This is a genomic window from Chloroflexaceae bacterium (assembly GCA_025057155.1).
GTDB lineage: Bacteria > Chloroflexota > Chloroflexia > Chloroflexales > Chloroflexaceae > JACAEO01.
Genome location: JANWYD010000009.1, coordinates 86,139 through 112,227, shown reverse-complemented (window position 1 = coordinate 112,227; position 26,089 = coordinate 86,139). Strand labels below are relative to the sequence as shown.

At 65.0% G+C, this 26,089-nt stretch carries 24 protein-coding genes; 14 read left to right on the top strand and 10 right to left on the bottom strand.

The features are described from left to right. The first annotated feature begins 62 nt into the window (after positions 1-62). Entirely contained in the window at positions 63-2,069 is a 2,007-nt protein-coding gene (gene uvrB / locus NZU74_09935) for an excinuclease ABC subunit UvrB (GenBank protein MCS6881642.1), read from the top strand. A gap of 129 nt (positions 2,070-2,198) precedes the next feature. Continuing rightward, complete coding sequence (locus NZU74_09930; GenBank protein ID MCS6881641.1) at positions 2,199-3,617, top strand: NERD domain-containing protein; 1,419 nt, start codon at positions 2,199-2,201, stop codon at positions 3,615-3,617. A 21-nt stretch (positions 3,618-3,638) separates the two neighbouring features. Here the strand turns inward: NZU74_09930 and NZU74_09925 are convergent, their stop codons facing one another. After that, on the bottom strand, positions 3,639-4,106 hold the full coding sequence (locus NZU74_09925; GenBank protein ID MCS6881640.1) for an acyl-CoA thioesterase: 468 nt from the start codon (positions 4,104-4,106) through the stop codon (positions 3,639-3,641). Between the two features lie 179 nt (positions 4,107-4,285). On the opposite strand from NZU74_09925, the gene NZU74_09920 reads away from it, so the two are divergent. Next, positions 4,286-4,657 carry a response regulator gene (locus tag NZU74_09920; GenBank protein ID MCS6881639.1) on the top strand — a complete coding sequence of 124 codons (372 nt, stop codon included), beginning with the start codon at positions 4,286-4,288 and terminating at the stop codon, positions 4,655-4,657. A 129-nt stretch (positions 4,658-4,786) separates the two neighbouring features. Here NZU74_09920 and NZU74_09915 read toward each other — a convergent pair whose 3' ends face one another. The 3 genes from NZU74_09915 to prfB all read right to left on the bottom strand — a co-directional run bounded on the left by NZU74_09915 (position 4,787) and on the right by prfB (position 7,910). Then, positions 4,787-5,353 (bottom strand): HIT domain-containing protein, encoded by a 567-nt coding sequence (locus NZU74_09915; GenBank protein MCS6881638.1) that lies wholly within the window; start codon positions 5,351-5,353, stop codon positions 4,787-4,789. 133 nt (positions 5,354-5,486) lie between these two features. Continuing rightward, entirely contained in the window at positions 5,487-6,812 is a 1,326-nt protein-coding gene (locus NZU74_09910; protein ID MCS6881637.1) for a peptidase MA family metallohydrolase, read from the bottom strand. After that, a protein-coding gene (prfB, locus tag NZU74_09905) for a peptide chain release factor 2 (protein MCS6881636.1) occupies positions 6,809-7,910 on the bottom strand; the annotation gives its coding sequence in 2 pieces (ribosomal slippage) (positions 6,809-7,843 and positions 7,845-7,910; 1,101 coding nt in all). The genes NZU74_09910 and prfB overlap by 4 nt, the downstream gene beginning before the upstream one ends. 523 nt (positions 7,911-8,433) lie before the next feature. On the opposite strand from prfB, the gene NZU74_09900 reads away from it, so the two are divergent. Continuing rightward, the gene (locus NZU74_09900) at positions 8,434-9,651 is read left to right on the top strand and encodes a L,D-transpeptidase (GenBank protein MCS6881635.1); all 1,218 of its coding nucleotides are present in this window, start codon (positions 8,434-8,436) and stop codon (positions 9,649-9,651) included. 285 nt (positions 9,652-9,936) lie between these two features. Continuing rightward, a complete protein-coding gene (locus NZU74_09895; GenBank protein MCS6881634.1) occupies positions 9,937-11,562 on the top strand; it encodes an ATP-binding protein in 1,626 nt (541 codons plus the stop codon). Between the two features lie 283 nt (positions 11,563-11,845). Here NZU74_09895 and NZU74_09890 read toward each other — a convergent pair whose 3' ends face one another. Then, positions 11,846-12,592, bottom strand: a complete 747-nt coding sequence (locus NZU74_09890) for a metal-dependent transcriptional regulator (protein ID MCS6881633.1) — start codon at positions 12,590-12,592, stop codon at positions 11,846-11,848. 224 nt (positions 12,593-12,816) lie between these two features. Between NZU74_09890 and NZU74_09885 the strand changes: the two genes are divergently transcribed. After that, the gene (locus NZU74_09885; GenBank protein ID MCS6881632.1) at positions 12,817-13,239 is read left to right on the top strand and encodes a hypothetical protein; all 423 of its coding nucleotides are present in this window, start codon (positions 12,817-12,819) and stop codon (positions 13,237-13,239) included. Positions 13,240-13,344: 105 nt separating this feature from the next. Here NZU74_09885 and NZU74_09880 read toward each other — a convergent pair whose 3' ends face one another. From NZU74_09880 to NZU74_09860, 5 genes are all read right to left on the bottom strand, one after another. Continuing rightward, positions 13,345-13,731 (bottom strand): hypothetical protein, encoded by a 387-nt coding sequence (locus NZU74_09880; GenBank protein MCS6881631.1) that lies wholly within the window; start codon positions 13,729-13,731, stop codon positions 13,345-13,347. A gap of 170 nt (positions 13,732-13,901) precedes the next feature. Further along, entirely contained in the window at positions 13,902-14,705 is an 804-nt protein-coding gene (locus tag NZU74_09875) for a glycosyltransferase family 2 protein (GenBank protein MCS6881630.1), read from the bottom strand. Positions 14,706-14,727: 22 nt separating this feature from the next. Beyond that, positions 14,728-15,654 carry a glycosyltransferase family 2 protein gene (locus NZU74_09870; GenBank protein ID MCS6881629.1) on the bottom strand — a complete coding sequence of 309 codons (927 nt, stop codon included), beginning with the start codon at positions 15,652-15,654 and terminating at the stop codon, positions 14,728-14,730. After that, entirely contained in the window at positions 15,651-16,493 is an 843-nt protein-coding gene (rfbD, locus tag NZU74_09865) for a dTDP-4-dehydrorhamnose reductase (GenBank protein MCS6881628.1), read from the bottom strand. The genes NZU74_09870 and rfbD overlap by 4 nt, the downstream gene beginning before the upstream one ends. Before the next feature lie 436 nt (positions 16,494-16,929). Continuing rightward, the gene (locus tag NZU74_09860) at positions 16,930-17,355 is read right to left on the bottom strand and encodes a hypothetical protein (protein MCS6881627.1); all 426 of its coding nucleotides are present in this window, start codon (positions 17,353-17,355) and stop codon (positions 16,930-16,932) included. Between the two features lie 546 nt (positions 17,356-17,901). Here NZU74_09860 and NZU74_09855 point away from each other — a divergent pair. From NZU74_09855 to bchD, 8 genes are all read left to right on the top strand, one after another. Then, a complete protein-coding gene (locus tag NZU74_09855) occupies positions 17,902-19,257 on the top strand; it encodes a BCD family MFS transporter (GenBank protein MCS6881626.1) in 1,356 nt (451 codons plus the stop codon). Continuing rightward, complete coding sequence (bchF, locus tag NZU74_09850) at positions 19,244-19,828, top strand: 2-vinyl bacteriochlorophyllide hydratase (GenBank protein ID MCS6881625.1); 585 nt, start codon at positions 19,244-19,246, stop codon at positions 19,826-19,828. Before NZU74_09855 ends, bchF begins: the two co-directional genes overlap by 14 nt. 119 nt (positions 19,829-19,947) lie before the next feature. Continuing rightward, the gene (locus NZU74_09845; GenBank protein ID MCS6881624.1) at positions 19,948-20,943 is read left to right on the top strand and encodes a zinc-binding alcohol dehydrogenase; all 996 of its coding nucleotides are present in this window, start codon (positions 19,948-19,950) and stop codon (positions 20,941-20,943) included. 23 nt (positions 20,944-20,966) lie between these two features. After that, a complete protein-coding gene (locus NZU74_09840; protein ID MCS6881623.1) occupies positions 20,967-22,196 on the top strand; it encodes a chlorophyllide a reductase iron protein subunit X in 1,230 nt (409 codons plus the stop codon). Positions 22,197-22,260: 64 nt separating this feature from the next. Next, positions 22,261-22,428, top strand: a complete 168-nt coding sequence (locus NZU74_09835; GenBank protein MCS6881622.1) for a hypothetical protein — start codon at positions 22,261-22,263, stop codon at positions 22,426-22,428. A 128-nt stretch (positions 22,429-22,556) separates the two neighbouring features. Beyond that, entirely contained in the window at positions 22,557-22,760 is a 204-nt protein-coding gene (locus NZU74_09830; GenBank protein MCS6881621.1) for a hypothetical protein, read from the top strand. Positions 22,761-22,921: 161 nt separating this feature from the next. Continuing rightward, positions 22,922-24,028, top strand: a complete 1,107-nt coding sequence (bchI, locus tag NZU74_09825) for a magnesium chelatase ATPase subunit I (protein ID MCS6881620.1) — start codon at positions 22,922-22,924, stop codon at positions 24,026-24,028. Then, positions 24,025-25,965, top strand: a complete 1,941-nt coding sequence (gene bchD / locus NZU74_09820; GenBank protein ID MCS6881619.1) for a magnesium chelatase ATPase subunit D — start codon at positions 24,025-24,027, stop codon at positions 25,963-25,965. The genes bchI and bchD overlap by 4 nt, the downstream gene beginning before the upstream one ends. The last annotated feature ends 124 nt before the right edge of the window (positions 25,966-26,089 follow it).

Genomic DNA, 26,089 nt, shown 5'->3' with positions numbered 1-26,089 from the left:
TATAATGAACATGGTTTCGCGGCAACCACCTCCCAGAAAGAATCGCTACTTTTGAACACGCCATGTCTTTCCGTGTTGAAGCGCCCTATGCGCCTACCGGCGATCAGCCCCAGGCGATAGAAAAACTCGTCCAGGGCCTGCGCAATGGCTATCGCCATCAGACCCTGCTCGGGGCCACCGGGACCGGGAAGACGTTCGTCATGGCCAACATTTTTGCCCAGGTCCAGCGCCCCACTCTGGTCCTCGCCCACAACAAGACCCTCGTCTCCCAGCTCTGGGCCGAGTTTCGCGACTTTCTGCCCGATGCCGCGGTGGAGATGTTTATCTCCTACTATGACGAGTACACCCCCGAGGCCTATGTTCCCTCCAAGGATCTCTATATCGAAAAAGAGGCCAAGATCAACGAAGAGATTGACCGCCTGCGCCACGCCGCCACCCAGGCTCTCTTCACCCGTCGCGATGTGCTGATCGTGGCCTCGGTGTCGGCCATCTACGGCCTCGGCTCTCCTCACGACTATGGTCAGGTGGTCGTCTCTGTGCGCCAGGGCGAGGTTCGCAACCGTGACAAACTGCTGCGCCAGTTGATCGATCTACAGTTTGAGCGCAACGATGTTGATTTTCACCGCGGCACGTTCCGTGTGCGCGGCGACACCCTCGACATCCTGCCCGCCAACAGCGAGACGGCTGTGCGCATCGAGTTCTGGGGCGATGAGGTCGAACGCATCAGCGAGTTCGATCCCCTCACCGGCGAGGTGCTCCTTACCCGCACCGCTGTGGACATTTACCCGGCAAAGCACTTCGTCACTACCAGGGAACAGCTTGCCATCGCTATGCGCAGCATCCAGGACGAACTCGCCGAGCGCCTGCGCGAACTGGAGAGCGCCGGCAAGGTCCTGGAGGCCGCCCGGCTCAAGCAGCGCACCATGTACGACCTGGAAATGCTCAGCGAGGTCGGCTACTGCTCCGGCATCGAGAACTATTCCCGCCATATGGACGGGCGCGCCCCTGGCCAGACACCCTGGACGCTCCTCGACTATTTTCCCGACGATTTTCTGATCTTCGTTGATGAGAGCCACATCACCCTGCCCCAGTTGCGCGGCATGTACCTCGGCGACCGCCAGCGCAAACAGACGCTGGTGGATTACGGCTTCCGCCTGCCCTCGGCCCTCGACAATCGCCCGCTGCGCTTCGAGGAGTTTGAGCAACACATCTACCAGGTCATCTATGTCTCGGCCACGCCCGGTCCCTACGAGCGCGAGCACAGCGAACAGATCGTGGAACAGATCATCCGCCCCACCGGCCTGCTCGATCCGGTGGTTCACGTGCGGCCCACCAGGGGCCAGATTGATGACCTGATCGCCGAGGTGCGCCAGCGCGTCGAGCGCAAGCAGCGCGTGCTCGTCACCACCCTCACCAAGCGCATGGCCGAGGACCTGGCCGATTACCTGCGCGAAGTCGGCATTCGCACCATGTACCTCCACGCCGACATTGACACCCTCGAACGGGTGGAGATCCTGCGTGACCTGCGCCTGGGGGTGTACGATGTCGTCGTGGGCATCAATCTGCTCCGCGAGGGCCTCGATCTGCCCGAGGTCAGTCTGGTCTGCATCCTCGATGCCGACAAAGAGGGCTACCTGCGTTCCGAGACCTCGCTGATCCAGACGATTGGCCGCGCCGCCCGCCACATTGACGGCCAGGTGATCATGTATGCCGATAGTATGACACCCTCGATGGAGGCCGCCATTCGCGAGACCCGGCGCCGTCGCGATATCCAGATGGCCTACAACCTGCGCCACAACATCACCCCGGTAGGCATCTCCAAAAACGTGCGCGATCTCACCGACCGCATCAAGCGCATGGCCGAAGAACGCGCCGCCTACAGCGTCAGCGCCCGCGACGAGCCTCCGCGCCCCGTGCTGGCCGAGATCCCGCGCGATGAAGTGAACAAGCTGATCAAGGATCTGGAGAAACAGATGAAGCAGGCCGCCCGTGACCTCCAGTTCGAGAAGGCCGCCAGCCTGCGCGATCAGATCATTGAACTCAGGAAGACCCTGGCCCTCGATGCTTGATCCATCCGGCAGGAAATCGGGCAGGCCCCTTAGACGCATCATCACCAGGTCTGATCGGAAAGCTATCTCCAGCCATCCAAAATCCAAAATCTAAAATCCACAATCAAAGACACATCACCCGTTACGCCCATGGCAGTTCAGGTCTGGATCGGCGAAAAACCAGAGCACCCCAACGAGCGCCGCGCGATTATGGCCCTGGCGCAGGGCCTGGATCGTCTGGAGGGGCTGTACCTGATTCTGGCCAACTTCAGCGTGGGCGGGCGCACGATTGACCTGGTGATCGTCAAACACGACGCCGTTTTCATTATTGAACTGAAGCAGTGCGATGGGCGGGTGATCGGCAGCGTCAACGGCCCCTGGTTCGTCGAAGGGCGCAACGGCGAACGCAAGCGCCTTAATCCGGGTCGCAAGAACCCCTACAATCAGGTCATCTCGTACTTCCACGCCCTCACCAACTATCTCAACGAGCACCGCAGCGAGTTTTTGCCCGCCCAGAAGATCAACGACGTTGATTTTCGCACCTGCAAGCGGGTGGTAGTGATCGCGCCCTCCATCCAGGAAGGCTCGGAGATCGAGCTTGACTGGAAGGTCGAACTGAAGGGCATGGACGAATTGCCGGCCTACCTGATCACCGAGCGCTCCTCGGAGATCGAGTTGACCGACGAAGAGATGCTGGCCATCCCTCAGATGTTGCGCCTGACGCCCTGGCAGGAGATCAACGCGGTGCTTCGCGGGGTGATCGGCGACCCGGAGCTGGCCGCCGACCCGGTCGAAGCCGGGGGCGGGCGGGAAAAAGCCGTCGCAGCAGTGTCGGGTTCGCCACCAGGCGGCCCTACCACGGCTCCTGACGGCGATGGCGCCCCCGCGCCGCCCGCGGGCGAACCCGACACTGCTGGCGTTGCGCCTTCCGGCGGCCTCTGGCAGCGCGCCCTGATAGCTTTCCGCAGCGCCAGCGGGCGCCTGGCCCTGGCTATGGCGGCGCTGGTCATCGTCCTGGCCCTGGCCCTGTTCCTTCGCCCTGCCCGTCTCATCCCCGTTGCCGATGCGCCCCCCGCGCCGCTGGTCGAGGTCACTGGCCTGCCCGCTGGCGGCGCTGCCTTTCCCATCGGCGCCGCCGAACAGGGCTGCCTGTGGATCGGCTACCAGGTGGTGGCTAAACGCTTCGACACCGCCAGCGGCAACTGGCTCAGCATCGCCGAAGGCGGCAGCGCCACCGCCGATCAGCCAGAGGTGGTGGTGGCCCTGGAACGCATCTCCGCCTGCGATGGGGCCGTCCATCTCACCTGGAGCGTGCAAAACAACTCCGACCGCATGATCGAGTTCCCGCTCGATCGCGACAACATCCACATCAGCGATGGTCTTGGCAACGAGTATCTGATTGATGACGACGCTTCGGAACCCTCGGCTATTCGCGTGGCCCCTGGCGCGCAGGAGCGCGGCACGGCCGTCGTCAAGCAGCCGTTGAATAGCAGCGCCGCCACCCTGCATGTGCGCCTCAAAGATCAGCCGTTTGGCGAGGCGAGTTTCGTAGTCGCCTTACAGCGCTAGGTCCGGTTGCTCGCCGCGGCCTTACACCCCATCACCCGCCTCGCCCTCATGGGAAGGGTCGCGCTGCGCCTGGCGCCGGGCCACCGCCGCGCGCAGCGCCTCGGGCACGGCGACGGTGCGCTCCGTCGCGTAATCATAGGCCACCTGCACGCTCTGGCCGGTGGCAATCATCGCGCCATCGCCTGCCCGCGCTACCACGTATTCCATTGTGAAACTCTTCGTGCCAAACATGGTCACCCGCACCCCGATCCCCAGCCGTTCTCCGAAATAGGCCGGCCGTTTGTAGCTGATGGTCTGCTCGGCCAGAATGATGCCTATCTCCATTAGCGAGGCCCCGGTCAGTTCGAGCAAATATGCGATGCGCGCAGCCTCCAGATAGGTGGCGTACACGGCGTTATTCACGTGCCCGAAGGCGTCGAGATCGCGGAAGCGCACCGTCTCCCAGTGTACGAACGGATACTCGGCCAGCAGCGGTGGGAGGTCACTCATACGGCTCCTGCGGGTACAAAGAGAGGAATAGCGCAACCTGGAGGGGTGCGCTCCCGTTCTTCCCCAAGAAAATACAACGTGTAAAAATACGGGCCGGAAACCCTGTTATAATGGCGAACAATTCTCGTGACGCCCGGCACGTTACAGCGTCGCCACGACTGGCAGTGCGGGAGGGGACCATGGCGGAGACGAAGGGTACGATTTTCATCATGGACGATGACCTGGCGCTGCAGGCCGTGTTAGAGTACGCCCTGCGCAACGCTGGTTACGACGTCGTGCTGGCGCCCGATGGTCTTGAGGGGTTGCAGATGCTTGAAACCCTCAAACCAAGCCTGGTGTTGTGCGATGTGATGATGCCCAATATGGATGGCGTTGAAGTGTTCCAGCGCATCAAAGAGCGCCTCCAGGACGACGGCATTCCGATCATTTTCATGACCGCGTTGAGCCGCAAGCCGTGGTTTGCCGATCTGGAGGCCGAAGGCGCGGTGATTATCCAGAAGCCGTTCGATGTTGATCGCTTGCTGGAGATGATTGATATTACGTTGTTGTAGCGCGGCGCCGCCATGCACCTGCGGGCGGCAAAAGGGTTTCTCGAGAGGGCGCAGTCCTTCCAGACGCTCACAGCAGGCAGGTGCATGGCGTTATCGCGAAGGGAGCAGGGTCCTCCCAGAACCGCCCCTCTAACCTTCAACGCTAGAGCAACAGACCGACCCGCTCGAACGTTCTTTACCCTCCTGGCGCGGCATCGCGCGCAGTGCGTCGAACCGTGGTCGCAGCCGCTGGTAGGTGGCGCTCAGATCTTCGGGGATCAGCCGGGTGCCGCCCACGATTGGCAGGAAGTTGGCGTCCCCGTTCCAGCGTGGCACGATGTGCATATGGAGATGCTCAGCAATGCCCGCCCCCGCCGTTCGTCCGAGGTTGATCCCCAGATTGAAGCCGTGCGGCGCGTACTCTGCTTGCAGGATCCCCACGCTGTGCCGGGTCAGTGTGAACAGTTCTTCGGCCGTAGCTGCGTCGAGGCCGGCGAGGTCGGCGGTGTGAGCATTCGTCACCACCATCAGGTGGGCAGGGTTGTAGGGGTAGAGGTTCATCACTACGAAACAGCGTTCGCCTCGATACAGCACCAGGCGCTCCGCATCGCTTTCGGGCTCTGACGCTGCCATGGCGCAGAAGATGCACCCTCCATCCGCTTTGCCGTCGCCTTGCTTGATGTACTTCATCCGCCAGGGTGTGAATTTGATTTCCATCCTTGGCTCCTCGTTGAGCGTGTCTGGATCGTCGAGGGAGGGTTGGGAAGGCGAGTCCCTCCCGAAGGCGGTGTGTAACCGCGAAGGTTGCGCTGGCGTGACGGGCTGAGGCGCGGGGGGCGGTGATCGCCCCTCAGCGCCTCTTTGTGGCTGTCGAACGCCAGGAGCGAACCAGCGCCACCACTCCGGCTAGCAGGAGAGCGGCGCCACAGAGCAATGCTCCGACCGCCACGGGCCACAGAGGAACTCCCGCTAACCCTGGCCCGCCAGGCGATGTCACGCCTGCACCCGGGAGACTCGCTGCCGGTTCGGTGAAGCGGTCGGCAGGCGCGGTTTGTGGGACCGGAGTGGCGACCGTGGTCTGCTCTGGAGACGGGAGGGTCGCGCGCCACTCGGCGTCCAGTTCGTCTACGCCGCGCCCGAGCACCGTTTGCAGCGCCTGGTCTACCGGCATTGCCGCAGCGAAGGCCAGCGCCAGCGCCCGCACCCTGTCGGCGCCGTAGGTCGCGATAAGGTACTCTACCACTGCCTGGCTCTGGGCATAGGAGAGCAGGGCCTGATCGGCGTCGGCGGGAAAGCTCGCCGCGAGGGCCTCCAGCGGGATCAGGCGCCCCTCTCGCGCGGCTTGCTCCAGTTGCGCGTCGATCCAGTCGTCGCGCCGGGCCTGGGCGTACATCGCCAGCCCTTCATCGAACCATGACGGCGGCCCGCCATAGGGGTTATCGGTCAACTGCGCCAGCACCTGGTGGGCCAGTTCATGGGGGATCAGCCGCCCGGCCTCGGCTTCGTCGCCGGGCGCGATCGCCCCGATGATGACGCCCAGGTCGGTGAAGGCCTGCCCGCCGATCCAGTCAACCGAGTTCGCCTGGAGCGCCGTGCGCAGATCGGCATTGGAAGCGTAGATATAGATGCGCACCGGTTGTTGCAGTTCTGCGCCCAGCGCTGCGGCGATGCGGTCAAGCCCGGCAGTCGCCGCGGTAATCAGCGCCTCGCCGAAGGCCGCGCCGCCCTGGTACCAGAACACGGTGACGTTGCGTTCCGTGCGTTCGGCCCAGGGAAAGCGCTCGTCGTGATGGATCACCTCGGCGAGCGGGGTAGTCACCTCGGCGCCGCTGGCATCGCGGAGCGCCCAGCGGTAGGCGATGGCCGTCCCCGGCGGATAGTAGTACACCTCGGTGTCCAGCACGTGGCGCGCCTCGATCCGCCGGCCCGGCGTGACGGGCACGTCTACGACCGTCAGCACACGCTGGCGCGTCGCGCCGTAGAGCAACTGCGCCGCCACGATCTCAGCACCCTCCGCCCTGGCGGTGAGGTTGAAGGTGATGCGGGCAGGAAACTCGGAACGCGCGCTCGTCGAGACCACCTCGATGCCCGCCACGGCGCCGGCGGTTTCCACCGGCGCCAGCAGGCCAGCCATCAGCAGCGCCAGGATCAGAAAGTGGCGGGCAAGCGGTTTCACTGGTTGGCGACGTTCCAGCGCAGGTAGGCTTCAATAAAATCGTCAATCTGCCCATCGAGCACCGCCTGCACGTTGCTCGTCTCGTAGTTGGTACGGTGGTCCTTGACCAGCGTTGAGGGATGCAGATAGTAGGTGCGCATCTGGCTGCCGAAGGCGGCATCGCGATACTCGCCGCGCAGGCGCGCTCGCTCTTCGGCCTGCCGCTGCAACTCGCGCTCGAGCAAGCGGCCGCGCAGCACTCGCAGCGCCGTCTCGCGGTTCTGCAACTGTGAGCGCTCATTCTGGCAGGTCACCACGATGCCGGTAGGCAGATGGGTCAGCCGCACGGCCGAGTCGGTGGTATTCACCCCCTGGCCGCCGTGGCCGCCTGAGCGAAACACGTCTACGCGCAGATCTTCGGGCTTGATCACCACCTCGGGCGCATCATCCACCTCGGGCATCACCTCGACGCGGGCAAAGGAAGTTTGCCGCGTATGGGCGGCATTGAAGGGCGAGAGGCGGATCAGGCGATGCACGCCGGCCTCGGCCCGCGCGTATCCGTAGGCGTAGGGACCGCGCACTTCCAGCGTGGCGCTCTTGATCCCCGCCTCGTCGCCCTCGCTCCGGTCAACCACGTGCACGTCGTAGCCTCGCGACTCAGCCCAGCGGATGTACATGCGCAGCAGCATTTCGGCCCAGTCCTGCGCATCGGTGCCGCCCATCCCCGCCTGAATGGAGATGAAGGCGTCGCGGTCGTCGTAGGGGCCGCCGAGCAAGAGGGCCAGTTCAAACTGCCGCAACTCCTGCGCGGCGCCGCGGAGATCGCTGGTGATCTCGTCGCGCAGCGAGTCGTCGCCTTCCGCCTCGGTCAGTTCAAGCAACTCGCCCAGGCTGCGCAGGCGCTCCTCTAGAGACGTTAAGCGGCCGACTTCTTCTTTCAGGCGCGTCAGGCGCTGCATCACCGTCTGCGCCGTGCGCGGATCGTTCCAGAGGCTCGGATCGGCGGCCTGTTCTTCGAGGGTCGCGATCTGCGCCTGTTTGCCGGCCAGGTCAAAGATGCCCCCGGATCAGAGCCAGCCGTTCGCGTAGTTCATCAAGTTCGGTGTCGAGTTCTTGCATGGGTCGGGTCCTCCTCCAGGTAATGAGCGGTTGCTTCATGGTACCACATGTCGTCGGGTGTTGCCCCCAATGCGGGCAGACGCAGCGCCCGACCCCGCGCGCGACTCGGGGGGCGTTGCCGCCCATTCCTGGAAGGGCAAGGGGGAGATCCGGGCTCCATGTCATCGTATCAGACTGTCAAGATCACCGATAATACGTAGACCGTAGTAAAGGCATGATCGCCTCAAATACCCTTGACAACACACCGCACGGCGCTATAATGCGCATAGAGCCTTTTCCCCCCGTGACGCGCTGGAAGGGCGATGGGTCATCGCGGGCATGGTTGAACCGGGCGACCGGAGCGACGTTTCTGGCGCTTTGCTTTCTGAACCCGCGCCATCTTCACGTCCGTCGTGGTGCAAGTTTGCCTCAGAGGCCGGTACCGGGCCGCCGCGTACCATCAGGATGAACAAGAGGTTTCCCGAAAGGCCGAAGCCTTTCTGCCGCTTCCCATTGATACGGATGTGCACAGCAGGAGTCGATCATGCGCTTCCGGCTCACCCGCCGCTTTCTCGAGGCGTGCGTCGTCAGTCTGGTGCTGGGGATCGTTGTCGGGGCGTGGGTGGCGCCGCGCCGGAGCGTGGCGATGGATCAGGCGCTTTTCTTTGCCGCCACGGGCCAGCGTTTGAGCAACGAGTACGGCTTTCTGGGCCACTGGCGCGATAGCAATGGCCCGCTAACCCTTGGCCCGCCGATCACCCCGCACCTGGTGGAGAACGGGTTGACGGTGCAGTACTTCGAGCGCGGGCGCCTGGAGTTGCACCCGGAGTATGGAGGCGCCATCCTGCGCGGGCGGCTGGGGGCCGAATACAGCGAAGCGCTCTGGCGGCGCTTCGAGCCGCCGGCGCCCGTGGCCGACCTGCCGCTCGACACGCGCCTGTTTCCCGAAACGGGGTACACGGTCGGCCCGCCATTTTTGAGCTACTGGGAAGCTAACGGCGGCCTGGAGGTCTTCGGCCTGCCGATCAGCGCGCCAGCCTGGGAGTACGTCGGCCCGCGGCTGGCGCTGGTCCAGTATTTCGAGCGCGTGCGTCTCGAGCATTACCCCGACGCGCCAGCGGCGGAGGCCGTCCAGATCGGCAGCCTGGGGCGCGATCTGGTCCTGCTCCGCGGCTTGCCCACCTTGCCGGGCGCGCCTGAAGGGGCGGTGGTGGTTGATAACGGCGGCCAGCCCCTCGCCCAACCGGCCCCGCCCGCCCAACCATTCGTTGTGGCCGCCGATGCTCCGCCGGCCACCGAGGCGCCCGCTGCGCTGGCGGCGCCGGCGCCCCCGCCCACCGTCGCCCCTCCCGCGCCATCCCCGCCCCGGGCCGCCCCCGCCCCCTCCTCCGGCGGTAAAAGCATCATTGTGGATCTGAGCGACCAGTGGCTCTACGCTTACGAAGGCCAGCGCCTGGTCTTCGACGCTCCGGTTTCCACCGGGCGCGATGGCTTCAACACCCCGGTGGGCCGCTTCGCCATCTATTACAAGGTGCGCTCGCAGACGATGCGCGGGTGCGCTGGCGGCGAGTGCTGGAACGTGCCCAATGTGCCCCACGCGATGTACATTGTTGGCGGCGTGGCGCTGCACGGCACCTACTGGCACAATCAGTTCGGCACGGGCGTGCGTCGCAGTCACGGTTGCATCAATCTGCCGCTTGCGTCGGCGGCCTGGCTCTACGGCTGGGCGCCCCTGGGCACCCCCGTGAACGTGCGCTGGTGAGCGCCACCTTACGCCTCAGGCCCCCTCCCATCAGGCGACGCCAGCGAGCCGGCGTCGCCTGGCATGCCTTCGGCGCGCAGCCGGCGTCGCCGGGTCCGACGGTGTGCTGACGGCTATCTCCATCCAATGCATACGCATCATTCCCGGCCCCTGTTCAGATGACGTGGGCAACAACCCGAAATCCAAAATCCAAAATCCTAGATCCAAAATCAGTCAGGCGGAGTGCCGGAGGGCGAACCATGCTATAGTTCTTCCACCACCAAGCGGATCCTGGAGGAGAGACCCATGCCCCCATCCCGTAACCGCCTCGGCGTCGTCGTTAGCGGCTCACTCAGCGAGGGGCTGACCGTCCGGCTCGACGCGCATACGAGCGTCGAAGACATGCGCGTCGGCAAGTTCGTGGTGATCCAGGGCGACCGGCACGCCTTCTTCTCAATGGTCACCGATGTCGCCCTTGCCGCAACCAACCAGGAGGTGCTGCTCGACCCGCCCGACGGCGACCGCTTCGTCCATGAGGTGCTCGCCGGAACGGCCACCTATGGCGCCCTCGAACTCACGCCGCGCCTGATGCTGCCCCTGGAGCGGAGCGAGCAGTCCCTGCTGCCGGTGAAGACCATTCCCCGCCACTTCGCGCCGGTGTATGAGGCCGAGGCGGAGGATTTCGGGCGCGTGTTCGGGCAGGCCGGCGGCGCCTCGTTCGAGATCGGTCGCCCCCTGGATATGGACGTGCCCGTGTGCCTGAACCTGGAACGGCTGGTGGAGCGTTCCAACGGCATCTTCGGCAAGAGCGGCACCGGCAAGAGCTTTCTGACCCGCCTGCTGATCTGCGGGACGATCTATGCCGATGTGGCCAGTAACCTGATCTTCGATATGCACAGCGAGTACGGGTGGGGCGCGCCGTCGGAGGGCGGGACGTTCGTCAAGGGCCTGCGGCAACTCTTCGGCAGCGACGTGCTGGTCTACACGATTGATGCAGAGGCCTCGCGGGGACGGCCCTACGACGGAGACCTGGTCATCGGCCTTGACCAGATCGAAGTCGAGGATGTGATCGCTCTGGAGGAGGAACTCAACCTCAGCAGCACCGCTACCGAGTCCTCGTACCTGCTCTTCGACCGCTACCGGCAAGGGTGGCTGGAGGCGCTGCTGGAGATGGACAGCGAGGCCATCCGGGAGTTCGCCGAGCGCAGCGGGGCCCACGCCGGGGCGATCAGCGCGCTCAAGCGCAAACTGGCCCGCATCGCCCGGCTGAGCTTCGTGCGCGAGCGAGCCGATTTTTCCGCCGTTGACCGGTTGATTGACGCCCTGGCCGCCGGGCGTCACGTGGTGCTGGAGTTCGGGCGTCACGACAACAGCCTGATCTACGTGCTGGTGGCGAATATCATCACCCGGCGCATCCACCGCCGCTGGGTGGAGCAGACCGACCGCGCCATCCAGACCCAGAACCAGGCCGACCGGCCCCGCCCGCTGATGATCACCATTGAGGAGGCCCACAAGTTTCTCAACCCGCGCGTGGCGCGGCAGACGATCTTCGGCACGATTGCCCGCGAGATGCGCAAGTACGGGGTGACGCTGCTGGTAGTTGACCAGCGCCCGTCTTCGATTGACCCGGAGGTGATGAGCCAGCTCGGCACGCGGGTCACTGCCCTGCTCAACGACGAGCGCGACATCGAGGCGGTATTCACCGGTGTGAGCGGCAGCGCGGGGCTGCGGGCCGTGCTGGCGTCGCTCGATAGCAAGCAGCAGGCCCTGGTGCTCGGGCACGCTGTGCCGATGCCGGTGGTGGTCAGAACCCGAACCTATGACACGGGCTTCTACGCGGCGATGGAACGGCGCGGGCCGCGGCGTAGGACGGCGTCGCCCGGCCCGGCCCGCCCGGCTCAGGAGGAAATGGACGAGTTGTTTCCCGATTGAGTGAGCGGGGGAAAGCCATGTTCTCAGGTGTAGAGTCTTTCGAGCGAGAAGCGGTTTTCGGCATTCCAATGCGCTTACGATCCTCACCCCCCGCCCCCCTCTCCCGCGCGCGGGAGAGGGGGGAGTCAGGCGTCCCAATGCCCCGGATGGCGCATGCGACGCGAGCATGCGCCGGAAAACCCTACATCTGAGAAAGAAAGCCATGCCCGCCCTGGAGGGAAAGCGCCTGGGAGGCTGCTGGCGCCGCTGGTTGGCGTGAAGGAGCAGGCGAGTCTGGCAGGTGTCACTCGCCGGATATCCCGGCCTCTCTGAGAGCGGCAGCTTGCTCCTCAGTGGCCTTCGCCTCAGCATCGGCGAGCCGTTCGACTTCGATCGTGCGCGCCATTCGCCGGTCGAGGGGATAGGTGGCGCTGCCAAGCCGAATGGTCAACGGTCCGTCGAAGGGGGCGCTGCCGGTCACTTCAATCTGCGCTCCGGGCACCAATCCCAGATCGGCCAGGTAGCGCAGGCGCTCGCCGCTCTGATCGCGCACCCGCACAACGCGCCCGCGCTCATGGACGGCAAGGTCCGCCAGGCGCGTGCCGGTGGACGCCGGGAGGTTGCCCTCGAGGGTGGGTATCGGGTCGCCGTGGGGGTCAAAGGAAGGGTGGCCCAGGTGCTCGGCGATGCGCGCCTCCAGCTTCTCGCTGATATGGTGCTCGAGCCGCTCGGCCTCTTCGTGCACCTCGTCCCAGCTATATCCGAGGGCCTCGACCAGGTAAAGTTCGAGCAGCCGGTGATGGCGGATCACCTCCAGGGCGATGCGTTCCCCGGCCGCGGTAAGCATAACCCCCTGGTAAGGCGTATGCTGCACCAGGTTCATCTCGGCGAGCTTCTTGATCATCCCGGTGACCGAACCGGGCTTTGAGCCGCGCTGTTCGCCGAGCAGTGAGGTGGTGACCACGCCGTGCTGCTGTTGCAGGGTATAGATGGCTTTCAGGTAATCTTCAATGGCAGGTGTGACGCGACCGTGTTCCTCTGAGTCGGGCATCAGAGCGCTCTCTTTCTGCGGGCGAGCCGGCGCCGGATTGCTGTCCTGGTCAGGACAACTTTATCACACCCCCGCACATCGTCGCAACCACCGTTGCGGGGGTAATGCCGCCGTGCTATGCTGATGTGAACATAACCGGCTGCCTGCAGGGCAACCTTCAGGGTCGCCCTGCTCCAGCCGCATCACTCCGAATTAATGCCATCGGATAGCCTGGGAAGGGAACCATGACCATCACTGATCGGATGCTCACTGGAGCGATTGCCAACAACCCGGCCAACTATGAAGGGGATGGCGAATGGCGCTACTCCATTCCCCATCGCACCCTCTACTTCACCAGGGCCTCCGAACCCGATCCGCGGGACGCCGAACCGTATTTCGCCCTCCCTTCGCTCAACCCCGACGGCTCGCAGCGCATGGAGCATGCCTTCCGGCAGTTCATCAAGCGGCGCTGGCCGCCAAGCCGGCAGCGCGAACTGGAGCGTTTTGCCGAGAAGCGCGGGTGGCACCTGGCGATGGAGCTGAAGTACGGCGGCGGCGCTTTGGAGGATCACGAGGCCGAGGAATGGCAATACGTGGTCAACCGTGAACTGCAGCGCCTCGCCGCCCAGGTGCGGGCGAAGATCGCCGAGATTGAGGGCAACGCCTGATGCCAGGCAAGCGCGGCGGGCAGGACGCTTCGCCAGGAGTTGCCTTTTGATGATCGTGCAAGCGCAGGAAAGCCGTGAGGGACGCAGGGCCTTTCCCCAGAGACTTTACTGGATGGCGCCCCCCGCTTCCTTCTCCTCGAAGCGGCGCACCTGCGTATAGGGAAACCCGAATAGCCGGTAGGTGGCGCTGGCAGTGATGCGACAGGGGCCGTTGGGCGCGGCGCTCAAGGGGATCTCGGCCTCCAGCGCCTCGCCGTCGGTGGTGGCGCTGCCGTAGCTGTCCCCCAGTTGCAGATCAAAGATGATGCTGATGGGGCGCACCCCCAGGCCATACGACCAGGTGATTGTCGCGTAGAACGGGCCAGGGCCGCTGATCGCCGCCAGTCGCGCCTGGCGCACCCGACCAGGCAGCAGGGTCGCGCCCGCCAGCCAGAGGCCGCCGATGAGCAAGGCCGCGCGCCAGAGCCATTTCTTGCCGGTGCTGCTACCCATAGGCTCCTGGCCGGGGCAACCCGGAGGATTGTCCCGGCCTGTGTGGTTTCCAGAGGCAAGGGGGAGGAAGACGTGACCTGCCCGGAACACCGAGTATCTATCGCGTTTCTCGAAAAGATTGACCCGCAACGCCAGGCGTCCGCAGCGGATCAAGCGTTCCGGTCAGTGCTCTAATGATGGTGAATGGTTTCCGGATCGCTGATGTATCGGGGAGCTTCACGATAGCGCCCCCGGAGATCGTTCAGGCGCACGGCGAACACGTCACGCAGATTGCGGAGCGAGTCGCGCACCGGGTTCACCTTGGTCTCGGCGCCGTAGCGCCAGCGTACCGGCACCTCGGCGATGCGGTAGCCGCATTTGCGGGCCAGGAACAGCACTTCGACATCGTAGGCGGTCACCGCGGCGCCACGCACCACCGGCGCATTATCGCCGTAGATCCGCACGCGGGAGAACAGATCCCGGGCCACCTCGCGGCGCAGCGCCTTGAAGCCGCACTGTGTGTCGTTGATGTCCCGCAGGGCCACCAGGCGAATGATCCAGTTGAAGACCCGGCCCATCACGTGGCGATGCCAGGGCTCGCCTTCGCGGGTGGCGCCGATCCCTTCGCGCGAGCCAATCACCACATCATAGCCGCTGGCGAAGAAGCCCTCAAACTTCACCCATTCCTCGATCGGCACGGCGAGGTCGGCGTCGCACAGCAGCACGTAGGCGCCGCTGGCCGCCAGCGCGCCCGCGCGCACGGCAAAACCCTTGCCGCGATGCTCGCGTCGCAGGACCTGAACCTCGGGGAAACTGGCGGCCACGGCCGCGGTCCGGTCATCGCTTCCATCGTCAACCACGATCAGTTCGCTGGCGAAGGACTGGGCCGCCAGGTAGGCGCGCAACTGCTGGAGCGTGGCGGGAAGCCGGCGCTCCTCGTTGTAGGCCGGGATGACAATCGAAAGGTAGACTGGCTGATCAGAAGGTTCAAGCATGAGCGTGGTGGCTGCACTTCGGCTATAGCGCCAGGGAAAGGGTCTCATCAGGTTGGAGGCGCCGGCGTTTTCGCAGGAAGAGGGGCAGGGCGCGCAGGGCGGCGAGCTGGCCGCGCAACCGGGCGCGGGCCGCCGGTTCACGGATATGGCGCAGGCTATGGAGGGCGAAACGCGCCTGTGAAGCCAGCAGCGCCGGCCAGTAGCGCCGGGCCAGGGGGCCGGGCATATTCTTGGCCCACACCAGGGCGAAGTTGCGCCCACAGTAGTAACTGGCCAGCGTGCCGCCGCCGGTGGCGCTGAGGCGATGGTACACCACAGCCGTCGGCACGAAGATCGTCCGCATGCCGCGGCGCCGGGCCCGCAGGTTCAGGTCCACATCTTCACAGTACATCCCCAGATCCTCGTCGAACACCTTGCCGTCCTCTGCCACAGCCTCCAGGGCCGCGCGGCGGTAGGCCGCGGCGCCGGCGCAGGGGCCGAACACCTCCATCACCGCATCGTACTGGCCGCGGTCGCGCTCCCATACGCCCCGGCTGCCTGGTTCGCCGTCGGGGCGGTAAAAATCGCCCGCCGAGTGCAGATGATCGCGCCGGTCAAACAGCAGCAGCTTGCTGGCGGCGAAGGCATATGCGGGGTAGCGTTCCAGCGCGCCGATCAACCGTTCGAGCCAGGCGGGATGGGCCTCGGTGTCGTTGTTCAGCAGGGCGACGAAGGGCCGCTGCGTGGCGGCGATGCCCGCGTTGACCGCGGCGGCCAGGCCCCGGTTACGTGGCAGGGCCACGACCTGAACCTCACGGTAGCGCGTGGCGAGCAGGGCGCGCGAGTCGTCGACGCTGCCATCGTCCACGACGGTCACCAGGAAATCGCGGCGCGTCTGCGCCCGCAGCGCGTCGAGGCAGGTGGGCAACAGCGCTGCTCCATTGTAATTCGGGACGATTACGTCAATCATACCGCAGCCAGCGTGGCGAGATAGGCGGCGACGGCTTCTTCCCAGGGGCGCAGGGTCAGCCCGATGGCCGCTCCGGCGTGGTTTGCGAGGGGCGAGTAGGGGGGCGGCGTGCTATCGCGGCGGTAATCGGCCAGCTTGATCGGGGTCACCGGCGTGGTGAGACCGGCCAGGCGCAGCACCGTCTGCGCCAGTTCATAGCGCGAGCAGGCCCCGGCGTTGACCAGGTGATAGGTCCCAAAAAAGCCCGTTGCAATCAGAGTGGCCACCGCCTCGGCCACATCGGGCGCATAGGTCGGGCTGCCCACCTCATCATCCACCATCCGCAGGCCGGTAGGGGGAGGCTCCTTGGCGAGACGCAGCACCGTGCGCACAAAATTGCGTTCCCCGCCAAAAAGCCAGGCCACGCGCACGATATAAAAACTATCCAGCAGCTCCCGTACCGCCTGCTCGCCAGCCCACTTGGAGCGCCCGTAGGCATTGATGGGACAGGGTGCATCGTATTCGACGTAGGGACGGCCGGCATCGCCGGGGAAGACCTCATTGGTGCTGATGTACACCAGCGGCGCGTCGAGCCGGCGGCAGGCGAGGGCGACATAGCGCGTCCCCAGGCCATTCACACGGTAGGCCAGATCGGGGTTGCGGGCGCAGCCGTCCACATCGGTATACGCGGCGGCATGGATAACCAGATCGGCGCCGGTGGCGACAACCCGTTCAACGGTAGCGGGAGAACTGAGTTCGAGTTGATCGTGGCCGAGAGGAACCAGTTCGTAGCCCGGCGCCAGGGCGTCGCACAGGGCGCGCCCTAGCTGGCCGCGGGCGCCGGTGATGGCGATCCGCACGTCGGTTGCTCCTTGCTTATGCCAGTTCCGGTTGAGGCATGCGCGGCAGGCCAGGTCGCTCTGGAACGCCGGATATGGCAATCCGCCATTCGAAACGGCAGGAATGAGCGCCACGGCATACTGCCGCGCAGGTCTCGAAGAGGAAGAGTAGCAGAAGGGCGGAGAAGCGTCAACCTGTCTGATGGGCGCCGCGGAGGCGGTGTCAACGGCGCGGCGCCGCAAGACAGTGCGACCTGCGGGGCCGGGGCGGCCGGTGAAGACACTGTAACCGCCGCGGAACAGCTTTTTACCGTTTCTAACCGGCGAAGGATGTACCCTTCATAACGTGGGAGATCAAGCGGCATACAGCGATCGTACGCCATAGGGGGCGACTCGTTCGCGCATCGGCGTGACGCCGGCTGGAAGCGTCGGGGGTCGCCCGCAGGCGGCAAGCGCGCTAGAGCGGCCCGACACGCCCGCGAGCCAGTTGCACCAGGGCCAGCAATTCTTCATCAGAGGGGCTGCCGCCATGCTGCTCCCACCAGCGCCGGTACCAGCGCAGATTCTCGGTAAAGGCCGCCAGTACCTCCTCACGGGTCAGGGGAGGGACTTTCTGGCGCAGCGCCTCCATGGCTTCGGCGCGGTCGCTATCGCTCAGTTCGGCGATGGAGTCGAGAATGCGTTCGGCGCGGAGGAGAAACAGTTCGCGCTCGATGGTCGGGAACTGATCGCCGATTTTACGGATGTTGCCCAGGTAACAGATAGTACGCTGACGGGGCGCCCCCTGATCATCGCGATAGCTTTCGACCAGGTAGGCGTCGTAGAAGCTGGTGTCGGCGCTCAGCAGGTTCTTATGGCGTCGGACAACCCAGCGGACGTACATGGCCCGCCTCCGTGTTTGCAGTGACTTTCAGTATAGCATAAAAGGAGCTTTTTTGAATATAAGAACAGAGCCTTTCTTTCCTTTCGAGCGACTCGTCGGGTAATATTGTTGCTGATCGCACAAGTTTTTAATGGTCTCGGAGAACGCTTTCGATCTGGCGTGCAATCCGTTAGTTGCTTTTCATCCATTGCTCCTAAAAGAGGAAGGAGCGTCGTTCGTCCGAGGCTTTGCCCAAGGTGATGTCATAAAAACAACATCGCGATACATCGAGGTTTTGCACAAAACTTGCAAACGTTGCGGCCTTTTTTACCATATGCTATACTCAGGCCGTCGTACCCTGCCATGCCGCTACTGTGCTGGTGAAACCGCACCTTCCCCTTGTTCCGTCTGCGCGATGGGCGCCAGCGTCTGAGAACCTTCCACGAGGCCCCAGCCTCGACGATATATCAACACAAGGCGATTTAAGGTTCATACCATGGTTGTAGTTCACAGCCTGTACTACAATCGTCTGGTCCCCATCCTCTGTTGCAGAAAGGGGAAGTGTGTATGGCCCTCCTGCGTCTCCTGGTCAAGACCATCCGCCTGTCCATCTTGCGGATCGGGGCGGGGTGGATGTTCGCCCTGCTGACGTTCAACTTCAACCGGATCACCATCGCTGACCTGGGCGCCATCGCGGTGATCGTCACCACATTGATCGGCATGCACCATTTTATCTCATTCTTCCAGGTCTACTGGGGACGCCTGGCCGATCGTCACCCGATCTTCGGTTACCGGCGCACACCGTATATCCTGCTCAGTTCCCTGGTAGCCTCGCTGGTCTTCCTCTTCCTGCCCTCAATCGCCATTGGCCTGGGACAGCGCGATCCTGTCGCGACCGTTGAGGCCTTCCTCTTCATCGGCCTCTTCGGCGTGGCCATGGCGATGAACGGCAGCTCGTCCAACGCCTTGATGGCCGAGGTGACCACCGAGAAGGATCGCGGCTTTGTGGTGGCGGTGATCTGGGCCACGGTGATTATCAGCGGAATCGTCTCTGCCGGGGTCTCGCGGGTGATGATGCCGGTCTACTCGCCCGAGGCCATGCAGCAGCTCTACAATCTGACGCCGATTGTGGTCATGGTGACGACCCTGCTGGGCGTGATCGGCATGGAGCGGCGCATCAGCAAGGAGGAGCACGCTGCGCTCCTCGCCGAGCAGCCCGCCGAGGGGGCCTCGCCCCTTGAGACCTTTCGCGTGGCGCGGCGCTTGATGGCCGTCAATCCCCACGTCCGCGGCTTCTTCTTCTTCGTTCTTCTTGGCATTTTCGGGATTTTCCTCCAGGACGCCATCCTGGAGCCGTTCGGGGCCGAGGTGTTCGGAATGACCCAGGCCGAAACGGCCCGCTTCCAGCAGGTCTGGGGGGCGGGGGCGTTGCTCGGCATGCTCATTATCGGCATTCTGTGTAGCTTGTTCCCCATCCCGAAGAAGCTGATCGCCACCATCGGCGGCGTAGGGATCGTCGCCAGCCTGGCGGCCATCGCCTTCTCGGCTTTCTCCCACCGTCCGGAGTTGATACTGCCCAGCCTGATCGTGATGGGGCTGAGCATCGGCCTGTTCGATGTCGGCGCGCTCTCCATGATGATGGATATGACGCTCGTGGGGCAGGCCGGGCTCTTCATGGGCATCTGGGGCATGGCCCAGGGCTTTGGCAACGGCTTCGCCAATGTGCTCAGCGGCGCGTTCCATACTATCTTGATCGAGCAAATGTCGCTGGCGCCGACGGTGGCCTACGGGCTGATCTTTGGCTTCGAAGCCGTGATAATGGGTCTGGCCATTGTCATCCTGCGCACTGTCAGCGTGCAGGAGTTCAAGGGCCTGACCCGCAAGGAAATCGGTACGGTGCTGGCGATGGATGCAGCCGGTTGAGATGGATTTCGGCTCGCCCGGAAAGCGCGCTCAGCAGCGCTGCGCTTTCCGGGCGGTCACCCGCTCGCCCGCGGAGTCACGAGCGATGATGTACACCCCGGAACAACTGCGGCGTCGTGAGGCTTCACGCTGGACGCGCGTGCAGATCATCCTCGCGCCTATCCAGTTCATTGTCTTTATCATCAGCTTCGCCCTGGTGATTCGCTATCTTATGACCGGCGAGGGGTACTGGATCACCACGATCAGCATCTGGGTCAAGATTGCGCTCATCTGGGCCCTGACGATCACCGGGATGCTCTGGGAACACGATATGTTCGACCACTACTTCATGGCCAGGGAGTTCTTCTGGGAGGATCTCGGGAATCTGATCGCCATTATCACCCACAATCTGTACTTCGTCGTCCAGTGGCTCGGCGCCGATACTCAGACGGTGATGTGGGTAATGGTGTTTGCGTATGTGACCTATCTGTTTAACGCCGGGCAGTTCCTGGCGCGAGGCATCCGCTCTGCGCGCCAGCGTCGCGCGCTGGCCAGGCAGGCAGTGAACCTGGGCGCGTCCACCCAGGATTGATGCGGCCGCCTGTGGTCCAGACGCGCTTTGCGTGCCGATAGCCGCTTCCGGCAGACTCCTTTGCGGCGAGCCAGGCGCTCAAAGCGGCGCCCGCTCGCGATCTAGAAAGTGATACCGGTATGCCGATCAAGTCACGCGCCGTGGTGATCCCGCGCCGTAACACGGTTGAATTGCGCACCGTGCAGGTCCTGGAACCGCGGGCCGGCGATGTGTTGATCCGCACCGCCTATACCTCGATCAGCGCCGGCACGGAACGGATGCTCCTCGATGGACGCATGCCCCATCCGGCGTTGCTCTTCCCCGTGGTGCCGGGTTATGAGACGGTGGGAAAGGTGGTCCAGGTGGGGGCCAGGGCGCCGCAGTCCCTGCTTGGCCAGTGGGTGTACGTTGGCGGCGCCCGTTGCTTCCGTGGGGTGAATCCGGCCTGGGGCGGCCAGAGCGAATATATCAGCGCCGAGGCCGAACGTGTCGTTCCTCTTGGCTCGATTGATCCGCCCACCGGGGTGGTTCTGGCCCTGGCGGCTTCGGCGCTCCATGGCGTCAATGTAGCCTCGATCCATCGCACGGATCGCGTCCTCGTTCTGGGCCAGGGCATCGTCGGCCAGCTCGCCGCCCGCATCGCCAGGATCCGGGGGGCGCAGTTCGTGGCCGTCGCCGACCGCGTGGCCGTCCGGCTTCAGGTTTCGCAGGCCGATCAGATTATTGATGTGACCCGCGAATCGCTTGATGAGGCCATTCCCGAGGCCAATATCAATGTGCTGATCGAAGCCACCGGTTCCATGGCGGCTCTCTCCGGGGCGCTGCCCCTGCTGGCCAACCACGGCCGGGTGTTGCTGCTGGGCTACTATGACCACGTGGATTTTCCCTACGCTCCGGTCTTTATGCGTGAGGCTCAGGTGCTGGTGGCCCGCGAGTGGGTCTTCGGCCCCGATGGCGACCTGCCCCGCGTGCGCGATATGATCGCCTCGGGCGAGCTTGATGTGCGCGGCCTGCTGACCCACCGGGTGCCCCTCGAACGCATCCAGGCCGCCTATCGCCTGGCGCTGGAGGATCCGAGTTGCCTCAAGGTGGTGATTGAGTGGCCGCACGACGGCAATGGCGTCGTCAAGTCGTGAGGACGTGGGGAAGCGAGGTTGCGATGCCCGCGAATCGTAAGCCCGCCGCGCCTGGCGCCGCGCGCATGCTGGCGATCTATGGCAAAGGGGGCATGGGGAAGTCGTTCTTCACCACCAACCTGGTGAGCAAGCTCGCCCTGCTCGGCTATCGCGTGTTGCAACTGGGGTGCGATCCCAAGCACGATAGTTGTAATGCGCTGTTCGGCGGCGTGAGCCTGCCCACCCTGGGCGATGTGTGGCGCGCCTTCAAAGAAGCCGGACGGGAAGAAGAACTCCAGGCGCAGCATGTGATCTTTAAGACCCGGATCATGGGCGGGGCGGCCACCGTGTATGGCTGCGAAATCGGCGGCCCGGAGGTGGGGCGCGGCTGCGGCGGCCGTGGGATCACCTTCGGCTTCGATCTGCTTGAAAAGCTGGGCCTCAGCCGCTGGGCCCTCGACTATGTGGTCATGGATTTTCTCGGCGATGTGGTCTGCGGGGGCTTCGCCACGCCCCTCTCGCGCTCGCTGGCCGAGGAGGTGATCATCCTCTGCGGGAATGACCGCCAGAGCCTCTACGCGGCCAATAACATCGCCAGCGCCGCCAAGTACTTTGCCAGCATGGGCGGCCGCACGCGCCTGATTGGCCTGGTGGTCAACCGCGACGATGGCTCCGGTGTGGCCGCCCGCTTCGCCGAACGGATCAACCTGCCGGTGCTGGCCAGCATCCCCCTCGACCGCACCGTGCGCGAACTGGCCGACGCATGCAAGCTGGCCCTCAGCGAGCCGCGCTTCGACGCCATCTTCGACCGCCTGGCGCGCCAGATCGTCGCCCGCGCCACCCCGCCGGTGGAGATGGACGCTGTGCGCCCCCTTGAGTACCGTGAGTTCCTCAGCGTCTTCGGCGCCGATGAACCCGATATCGTTCCCGAAGGCGCCTGCGCCGACGAGTTGTTTGGCGGCCAGCCCGCTCCGAGCGTGCCCGTAATCGAACTGGAGTTGATCAGCCGCGCCGTGGGCGATCAACCCGACCTCGATCCGGCCGCCCGCCGGGTGGTTAACCGCCTGCTCAAGGATCTGGGCATGTATGTTACCGAGGCCAGCCGGGATCCCCGCAAGGGCCTGACCCTCACCGTTGATGGCCATACGACCATCTGCTTCGGTGATGAGCGCGAACTGGATAGTAAAGTGGCCATTCTGGCCGCTCTGCAGAAGTCTGGCGAGCCGTTTCGCTATGTTGACCTGCGACGGCCCGGCAGTCCGGTGTATCGGTAAGATATGTTTCGGACCCGGGCCTTCCACGGTGACCGTTGCTCCACTCAGGCAGTGAGGTGCTGCGATGAAGCTGCGAACACCCTCCACAACCGCCCTGACCGAGTATCGTCTGGCGCCCTGGCATCTGCGCCTGCGCTGGTGGTTCGCAGCGTGCTTCTGGCGCTGGTGCCGCAGCTTTGCGGAGGTCGGCGCGGAGACGCCTGAACAGGTGAATCCCTTCTGGCATCGCTAAACGTTGTTACCCCTGAGCGGATGTGTGGTACAATACAGGAGGAAAGTTCATAGAGGTTCAAAAAGTTGCGCGAAGTGATATGGCGTCTTTCTTCGCGCAAGTTCTGGAGGCTAGATAGGAGCAGCGCCATGACCGAGACCTACGCTCAGGCTACGCAAATGATCGGGCCGCTTTCCCCGGCGCTGGTATGTTGGGCCTGTCTGATCATCACTGTGCTCGCATTGGGCCTGTCATTCCTCTGGACGAATATTACCGCCTTTGCCCGTCGCCTGCCGAATGGGCAGCGGCAGCCGACCGTCGGTTCGACGCCCAAGGAACCTAGAGTTCGCTGAGGCGCCGGCGCAGCGCTTGATGCGTTTCGTGACCGGCGTCTGACGCCCGTATACTGGCCCGCCGCCCTGCGCGACGAGCTATGCTGGGAGGGCCCACCGGAGGGAAGCACCCTCCCTGGTAGGCTTTCCTGCTTTTTTCTAATACCGAAAGTCGCGCCCCTATGGCAACAGAGACAGAGACGCTCGCGCCCCGTCCCGCCGAGAATGGCGCTACACCCGCTCCCCACGGGCCCGTGCCGCCATATCCGTTTGTTGCGATTGTCGGTCAGGCCGAGTTGAAGCTGGGCTTGATCCTCTGTGTCGTGAACCCGACCATCGGCGGCGTTATGGTGATGGGCCATCGCGGTACGGCCAAGTCAACCGCCGTGCGCGCCCTCGCCGCCATGCTCCCGCCGATCAAGGCGGTTGCCGGTTGCCCCTACTCCTGCGCCCCCGAGGCCGATGGCTTCTGCGAACATACCCGGCTCCAGCAGCCGCCTAATGGCAAGGCGCAGCCGCGTAAGCCGCGGGCCATAACCATTCCCGTACCCGTGGTCGATCTGCCCCTCGGCGCCACTGAGGACCGTGTCTGCGGCACCCTCGATATCGAGCGCGCCCTGACCCAGGGGGTGCAGGCGTTTGCCCCCGGCCTCCTCGCGCGCGCCAATCGCGGCTTCCTGTACATTGATGAGGTGAACTTGCTGGAGGACCATCTGGTTGATGTGCTCCTCGATGTGGCCGCCAGTGGCGTGAATGTGGTCGAACGCGAAGGGATCTCCGTCCGCCACCCGGCCCGATTCGTGCTGGTTGGCTCCGGCAACCCCGAAGAGGGCGATTTGCGTCCCCAGTTGCTCGACCGCTTTGGCCTGCACGCCCGCATCACTACAATTACCAATGTGGAAGAGCGAGTAGAGATCGTCAAGCGCCGCCGCGCCTACGATGCCGATCCCTTCGCCTTTGCCGCCGCCTGGGAGAAGGAGACCGCGCGCCTCCAGCGCAAGATCAAGCAGGCCCAGAAACGGCTTCCCGAGGTGCAGCTCCCCGATCCGGTGCTCTACAAGATCGCCGAGTTGTGCGTCAAGCTGGAGGTGGACGGGCACCGCGGCGAGCTGACCCTCAGCCGCGCCGCCACGGCCCTGGCCGCCTTCGAGGGGCGCAATGAAGTGCGCATCGAGGATGTGCGCCGCATCGCCATTCTTGCCCTGCGCCATCGCCTGCGCAAGGACCCCCTCGAAACCCAGGACGACGCCACGCGCATCGAGCGGGCCGTGGAAGAGGTGCTGGCGTGACCACGGCGACCCTGCCCTTCTCCGCCCTGGTCGGGCTGGACGCGGGGCGCCAGGCGCTCTTGCTGCTCGCGGTTGACCCAGGTCTCGGCGGGGTGGTGATCGCCGCTGGTGTGGGTACGGGCAAGAGCACCCTGGTGCGCGCCTTCGCCCGCCTGCTCGCCGGCGGCGCCGACGCAGCGGCGCCGGGCCACGGCGGGCTGGTCGAGTTGCCCGTCGGCGTCACCGAGGACCGTCTCCTCGGCGGTCTTGACCTGGAGGCGACCCTGGCGCGGGGTGAGCGCGTCCATCGCAGCGGCTTGCTGGCTCGCGCTCACGGGGGCTTGCTGTACGCTGACGGGGTCAATCTGCTCGACGATAGCACCGTCAACCATCTGCTGGCGGCCCTCGACAGCGGCGTGGTGCGCGTGGAGCGGGACGGTCTCAGCCTCGTGGAACCGGCCCGCTTCGCGCTGATCGCCACCTACGACCCCGCCGAGGGGCCGCCGCGCCGCCATCTGCTCGACCGCGTCGGCCTGATTGTCGCCCCCGTGTCGCAGGCGCCCGGCCATGCCCGCGCTGAGGTGGTGCGCCGCAACCTGCTCGTGGATCGGGCGCGGCTGGTCGCGGCGGCGCGGCGCAAACCCGGCGCGGAGAATGCCGAAGGGGTGGCCGAGGAATGGGCCGATGAGGATGCCATGCTCCATGCGATGATCATGGCTGCCCGCGAGGCCCTGCCGCAGGTGCGCATCAGCGAGGCTCAGATGGCGCAGTTGAGCCAGGCGGCGCTGGCGCTGGGGGTGGAGGGGCACCGGGCCGATATTTTCGCCGTGCGCGCGGCCCTGGCCTCCGCGGCTCTCGCCGGGCGCGATGAGGTGGGTGAGGAGGATCTGGAACGGGCGGTGCGCTTCGTGCTGTTGCCCCGCGCTACCCGCGTTCCCCAGGCCGCCGAGCAGCCGCCACAGCCGGAGCAGCCCCCGCCGCCGCAGCCCGAGCAACCGCCTCCCGATGAGCAACAGCGTAACGACGATGAGGACGAGAGCGAGCAACCGCCAACGCCTCCTGAGGATCTAACAGTCGAGGATCTCATTCTCTCCGCGCTGGACGCCGAGGTGCCCCCTGACGTGCTGGAGACGCCCTTTACCGTGCGCCGGAGCGGGCGCAGCGGCTCGCGGGGCAGCACCTCCGGCACGCGCGGACGGCACATCCGTTCCATTCCCGGCCTGCCCTCCCAGGGCCGGCTGGATGTGGTGGCGACCCTGCGCGCCGCCGCGCCATGGCAGCCGGTGCGCCGCCGCGAGGCCCCGCGCCACCACGGCCACATTCGCCTCAAGGCCGATGATCTGCATATCAAGAAGTACCGCAGCAAGGCCGGAACGCTCTTCTGCTTCGTGGTTGACGCCAGCGGCTCGATGGCTCTCCACCGCATGCGCCAGGCCAAGGGCGCGGTGAACACGCTGCTCCAGCAGGCCTATGTGCATCGTGACCAGGTGGCCCTGCTGGCCTTCCGCGGCGAGACGGCTGAACTGCTCCTGCCGCCCTCGCAGAGCGTGGAACTGGCCAAGCGCGCCCTCGATGTGTTGCCCACCGGCGGCGGCACCCCCCTGGCCGCCGCGCTGCTGGCAGCCTACCAGGTGGCCGAACAGGCCCGCGCTCGCGGCATCCACCGCACCACCCTGGTGCTGATCACCGATGGGCGCCCCAACGTCCCCCTGCGTCCCAACCCGGCCCACGACAAGCAGCAGCGCCTGGAGGCGGCCCGCGCCGAGGTGCAGACCCTCAGCGCCCGCATTCGCGCCGCTGGCATCGGCGCCGTGGTGATTGACACCCAGCGGAGCTTTATCTCCCGCGGCGAGGCCCAGCAACTGGCGGCCTGGCTCGGAGGCCGTTACGTGTACCTGCCGCAGGGTCGCGGCGAGCAGATCGCCCAGGCCGTGCTCGAAGCCAGCAGTGAAGCGTAGCGAATACCATACACTGAGGACGCTGAGACGTTGAGACGCTGAGGAAGTTGAGAACGTTGAGCCATGGGGCTTGCTGCGCTCGCGCCGCCATCATCAGTCGTTTCGATAAACGCCATAAAATCCA